This is a genomic window from Janibacter hoylei PVAS-1 (genome assembly GCF_000297495.1).
Lineage (GTDB): Bacteria > Actinomycetota > Actinomycetes > Actinomycetales > Dermatophilaceae > Janibacter > Janibacter hoylei.
Genome location: NZ_ALWX01000083.1, coordinates 1 through 3,312 on the forward strand (window position 1 = coordinate 1; position 3,312 = coordinate 3,312).

Consider the following 3,312-nt stretch of genomic DNA (forward strand, 5'->3'; position numbering starts at 1 on the left):
TCAGCGTAGTAGCGGTCCTCGAGCTCGGCGGGCGGGACGTCGCCGCAGTGGCCGTGAAGGCGTGATTTGTTGTACCAGTCGACCCATTCGAGGGTTGCGATCTCGACGTCGTCGAGGCCGCGCCACGGTCCTTGTCGCCAGATGAGTTCCTTTTTGTACAGCTTGTTCAGGGCCTCGGCGGCGGCGTTGATGCTCCTATAGATCGTCAAGTCGATCAGGCCGCGATTTCGAGCTCTCCATTAACGGGCTTGGCGATGGCGTCCGGGGCCGGCAGCAGGCGGAAGAGCTCGCGAGCGAGGTACCGCTTCAGGCACCGGATGATCTCCCGCTTCGACATGCCCTCGGCGGTGCGACGGGCCACGTAGTCGATCGTCGGCTGATGCCAGCGCATGCGCACGATGACCACGCGATACAGCGCGGCGTTGGCCTGCCGGTTCCCGCCGCGGTACAGACGGTGCCGGCTGTTGGTCTTGCCGGATCCAGCCGGGATCGGGCACGCGCCACACATCTTGGCAAACGCTGCCTCGGACTTGATCCGGTTGGCGTTGTCGCCGGCGGTGATCAGCATCTGTGCCGCAGTGTCGTAGCCGACGCCGACGGCCTCGACGAGCTGGGGCGCAGCGGCCGCAGTGAGTGCCTTCAGTGATGCGGCGTGAGCCTTGGCCTCCTCGTGCAGCGCCAGCCAACGCTTCGCCATCGAGGACAGCACGTATCGCATCGCCACATCCGGGTCACCCGGCACAACAACGGCAGGTGCGCCACGGCGCACGGGCGGCAGTGGAGTCGGACCCTCCAGCGCCGCGCACGCGAGGATCAGCTTGTGGTCGGTGAGCGTCTCCAGCTCCGCCCGCAACGCCTCGCTCCCGGTCGCGAGGGTCGCCTTGAGCGTGATCATCGCGGTTGTCCGCGCTTGAACGGCACCGTCGTAGGCGATCTTGACCAGCCTGATCGTTTCGACCGCGCCGTCGGCGGTCTTGGGTGTCGACAGCCCGTGCCCAGCCAGGAGCTGGCGTGCAGCGTGCTCGGCATCGATGGTGTCGTTCTTCCCTGCGAGTCGACGTTCCGCGGCCCGTGCTGGGCGGGCGATCTCGTGGACGTCGTGACCGTGGTTGCGCAGGTAGCGCGCCAAGCCGACCCCGTAGGAGCCGGTGCCCTCGACGCCGAACCCGATCAGCCGACCGGCCGACCCGACGAAGGCCAGACAGAAGGCGAGGAGCTCCTCAAACCCGGCGATGGTGGTGGGCACGACGATGTCGCCGAGCCGGCCGCCAAAGCCGTCGATCGCGACCGCTACGTGGTTGTCCTTGTGGGTGTCGACGCCGACGATGACATCGTCACGCCGAAGCTGCATGCTGGGCATCGGGCTGTGGATCCTCTCTCGCACTTTCCGGGCGGGCTGTCCATGGCTCAGCTGGCCGGAGTGGGCGGACAGGACTGCGATGAGGCCCTGGTCGAGTCAGGCTCCTATCAGGTCACTGCCCACCCGGCCAGCAGCCTGGTGAACGCCACCACCCGGGGCCAACATGTCAACGCGAGGGCACCCGCAGGGCCGGTCATAAGCAAGGGTCAGACCCCAGGTGGTGGCGCAGTCACGATGCTCGCAGTCGTAGGAGTCGCCACGGCTGCCGACGGATGCGACGGCCTCGGCTTCGGCGAGCCGCTCGGTGTAGCGAATGGCTCGGTACTGGACTCCGCGGTCGGCGTGGTGGATCAGGCCGGTGACGTCCTGCCCGGCCCGCTGCCGGTTCCACAGGCCCATGTCGAGGGCGTCCAGGGCGAGGTCGGTGCGCAGGCTGGTGGACACCTGCCAGCCGACGATCATGCGGCTGAAGACGTCGAGGACGAACGCGACGTAGGTCCATCCGGCGTGGGTGCGGACGTAGGTCAGGTCGGCTACCCACAGCTGGTTCGGTCTGGTCGCGACGAACTTCCGCTTGACCAGGTCCTCGGGGCGCTCGGTCTCCGCGCCGTCGCCGATGGTGGTTTTGCGGGTCTTCTCCCGCGGGATCCCACGCAGCCCCTCGGCCTTCATCAGCCGTTCGACGGTGCAGCGGGCGACCTTGACGCCCTCGCGGTTGAGCTCGGCGTGGATCTTCCTCGCGCCGTAGACACCGAGGTTGGCCTTGTGGGCGACCTTGATATCGGTGACGAGCTCGGCGTCGCGGATCGCGCGTGCCGACAGCGGCCTGGTCTTGGCGGCGTAGTAGCTGCTCGGGGCGACCTGCACGCCGGCGTCATTCAACACCGCGCAGATCGGCTCGACCCCGACCTCGCGCCCATCGACCACGTCGTGGCGATGGGCCTCGATGTAGGCCACTACCTGCTGGTGGGGCGGTCGAGCTCCGCCGCGAAGAAAGCCGAGGCCGTCTTCAAGATGTGGTTCGCGCGCCGCAGCTCGCGGACCTCGCGCTCGAGCTCGGCCAACCGCTGCGCGTCGCTGGTCGTGGTGCCCGGCCGGGTACCGCCAGTTGAGTCCCCGATAGTGGTGTAGCGCGGTCGCTGTCCTCGTCCCGGTAGTGGACGTGGGTGCGGCCACCGCGTGATCCTTCGAGTCAACCTTCCACAGAATCCTCGAATGGAGTCATCACGATGACCGCACCTCACATTGTCGACCCTGCAGGCCTGCTGAGTGAAGCCCTGTCCGAAGCATCGCCGGACATGATGCGCAGCCTGTTGCAGACCATGATCAACGCGTTGCTGTCCGCGGACGCCGATGCCGTGGTTGGCGCGGAGTATGGCCGGGCCACTCCTGGGCGGGCGGCGCAGCGCAACGGGTACCGCCACCGCGACCTGGATACCCGCGTCGGGACCGTCGACGTGGCGATCCCGAAGCTGCGCTCGGGCACGTACTTTCCTGAGTGGCTCCTGGAACGCAGGAAGCGTGCGGAGTCCGCGTTGATCACGGTCGTCGCCGACTGCTACCTCGCCGGCGTCAGCACCCGGCGCATGGACAAACTGGTGAAGACCTTGGGGATCGACTCGTTGTCGAAGTCGCAGGTCAGCCGGATGGCCGCCGACCTGGACCAGGTCGTCGAGGAGTTCCGCCACCGGCCTCTGGCCGAGGCGGGCCCGTTCACGTTCGTGTCCGCGGACGCGTTGACGATGAAGGTTCGCGAGGGCGGGCGCGTGATCAACGCCGTCGCGCTGATCGCGGTCGGCGTCAACGGCGACGGGCACCGCGAGGTCCTCGGGCTGCGCGTCGCCACGTCCGAGACCGGGCCGGCGTGGAATGAGTTCTTCGCCGACCTGAGCGCACGGGGCCTGACCGGCGTCCGGCTGGTCACCTCGGATGCGCACAAGGGCTTGGTCGAG

The 3,312-nt window shown here is 67.8% G+C and carries 2 protein-coding genes and 2 pseudogenes; 1 reads left to right on the forward strand and 3 read right to left on the reverse strand.

Annotated features, from left to right (window positions below; all coding sequences use genetic code 11):
• From B277_RS14310 to B277_RS14320, 3 genes and pseudogenes are all read right to left on the reverse strand, one after another.
• Positions 1 to 188, reverse strand: a pseudogene (locus B277_RS14310) (integrase core domain-containing protein); the annotation flags it as partial.
• Positions 189 to 214: 26 nt separating this feature from the next.
• Positions 215 to 1,360: an IS110 family RNA-guided transposase gene (locus tag B277_RS14315; protein ID WP_007929532.1), complete on the reverse strand. Its 1,146-nt coding sequence runs from the start codon at positions 1,358 to 1,360 to the stop codon at positions 215 to 217.
• A gap of 243 nt (positions 1,361 to 1,603) precedes the next feature.
• A pseudogene (locus B277_RS14320) lies at positions 1,604 to 2,463 on the reverse strand (IS3 family transposase); the annotation flags it as partial.
• A gap of 126 nt (positions 2,464 to 2,589) precedes the next feature.
• Between B277_RS14320 and B277_RS14330 the strand changes: the two are divergent.
• A partial coding sequence (locus B277_RS14330; RefSeq protein WP_007929538.1) for an IS256 family transposase occupies positions 2,590 to 3,312 on the forward strand: 723 nt, incomplete at its 3' end.

What these genes read in the sequence shown, in the direction of transcription:
- B277_RS14315 (WP_007929532.1), bottom strand. Translation starts at nt 1,360, where the DNA reads ATGCCCAGCATGCAGCTTCGGCGTGACGATGTCATCGTCGGCGTCGAC.